The organism is Rhodococcus sp. T7 (assembly GCF_009872365.1).
In the GTDB taxonomy this organism is placed as follows: Bacteria; Actinomycetota; Actinomycetes; order Mycobacteriales; family Mycobacteriaceae; genus Rhodococcus_F.
Genome location: NZ_WXYH01000105.1, coordinates 5,496 through 7,604, shown reverse-complemented (window position 1 = coordinate 7,604; position 2,109 = coordinate 5,496). Strand labels below are relative to the sequence as shown.

Here is a 2,109-nt window from a genome sequence, read left to right as displayed (position 1 = left end):
GGTGCAGTCATCGGCACCGTCGTCGGTATCGGGGTCGGCACGACGCTGGCGACGGTGTTCATCCCGGGTGTCGGCCTCGTGATCGGGCCGGTGATCGGCGGTGTGAACGGCGCATTGATCGGCGCAGGTGTCGGGGCATTGGCGCTCGGTGTTCCGGCAGCAATGGCGGGCGGCGCGCTCGGCGCTCTGTTCGGCGGCATCGTCGGAGCTACGGCGTTCGGCGGCGAGGACGTGGTGATCGAGGAGCCTGCACCGGTACCGGCACCGGCACCGGAGGCAGTTGCCCCGGCGCCGCTGTGGACCCCGCCGGCTATCGATACCCGCGCTGCTGTCGGGCTGACACAGCAGGTCGTCGATCAGGTCGAAGCCGTTCCCGGTGGCAGCGGATATGTGGAGCAGGCACGCGATTTCGTCGCGGAAGCCCCCGTGTACGCGGCACAGGCCGCGCCGCAGGTCGACGCGACTGTGACGCAGGTGCGTGAGGCAGCTCTTGCGCAGCCGGGCGGCGGCCAGGTCGTGGCGGCGGTCGAGCAGGCCGGGGCGAATGCGGCCGGTGCGGCTGCACCGGTGATCGAGCAGGCAGCGGCATTCGCCGGTGCTGTCGTCGCTGGCCTGAACGCCTGACCCGGACGGAAGGGGAGACCGGCATGAAGGTACTGAGCAGGATGGCCGCGACCGCGGCGGTGGCTGTGATCGGAGTCGGGGCGGCGGGGACGGCTAGTGCGGTTCCCGCCGCCCCGGCGAGTGAGCTGGTCGGGCAGGCGTGCCCGGTCCTGTTCGCTCTGGGTATGCAGGGCACGGGGGAGTCGTCACCGGATACATCACCGACTCTCGACACCGGAATGCTCTCGCAGGTCTTCATGCCGATGATGGTCAAGACGACCGACTCTGCAGGTGACTCTCTTACCGGCCGCGCTTATGTGCCGTACCCGGCTGGGTTCGGTGGCGCGGTGCCGGGCGCGAATGTGCCGTATTCGCAGTCCGTGGAGGAGGGGTTGCAGAACCTCGAGGACACGGCCGCGGAAGTTGCGCAGGCGTGCCCGCACACGGTCTTCAGCGGGGCGGGGTACTCCCAGGGCGCACACGTGATGAGCATGTTCGCCAAGAAGGTCGGTGCGGGTGAGGGCGTGATCTCGGCCGAGAAGCTGGTCGGGGTGGCGTTGTTCGGTGATCCGACACGTTCGCCGGGTGCGTCGTTGTTCCCTGGATCTGCGGGGCAGACCTCCCCGAAGCCTGCCCCGGGAACTGGCGGCGCAGAGGTCGCGAAGGTGTCGGCGCCCACTGGGTCGGCCCCGGAAGGCGGCGGGATCGGCCCGACTGGTGATACCGCTGTCGCGTATGGGTCGTTGACCGGTCGCGTGGCGTCGATCTGCGAGCCGGGTGATCTCTCCTGTGACGCCCCGGCGAACGCCCCGATCGCCCGCGCGGCGGCCAACATTGCTGGTCAGAGCGAGTTATCTGCCGGGGATCCGATCCGGTCGTTGACGTCGATCAGCGAAGCGCTGGCGTTGACGACGATCAAGACCGCGGTGCCGGTGATCAATGAGGACATCAAGGGCACGACACTGGCGAACTTGTCGATCGAGCCGCAGAAATCGCTGTCCGAGCGGGTGGCGATCGCGTCCGATCCGCGCACACCGATGCCGACTGCGCAGGAGACGATCTCCGCGGTGATGAAGATCGGCACCATCGGGTTCAACGCGGTCAAGACCGTCGTGAAGGAAGTGCTGACGCCGGCGAACATCGCCCAACTCGCCACCGTGGGTCTCGCGAATCCCGCTGCGGGAGTCGCGTTGTTCGCACAGAAGTTGGTGGGGGCGGTACCGAAGCTGGTCCCACCGGCGACGACATCGCGGCTGACCAAGCAGGCGTTCGCCGTGGTCAAGGACAACATCAGTGACAACGCGGATCTGGTGTCGGCGACGGCGCTGACGAAGTACTGGAACACGATCCGCGCTCACGGCTCGTACGGATCGACTCCGATGACGGCAACCGGTGAGTCCGCAACGCAATTCGTTGCGGACTGGTTTGCCGCGCTGGCCAAGGACATCGCGAGTGGAGCCGACTCCTCGGCCGATACTTCGACGCCTCGTATCAGCTCGTCGACCC

1 protein-coding gene and 1 pseudogene are annotated in these 2,109 nt (G+C 67.7%); both read left to right on the top strand.

Features of this window, described 5'->3' with window-relative positions; all coding sequences use genetic code 11:
- Positions 1–624, top strand: a pseudogene (locus MLGJGCBP_RS12740) (hypothetical protein); the annotation flags it as partial.
- 23 nt (positions 625–647) lie between these two features.
- A partial coding sequence (locus MLGJGCBP_RS12735) for a cutinase family protein (protein WP_160096006.1) occupies positions 648–2,109 on the top strand: 1,462 nt, incomplete at its 3' end.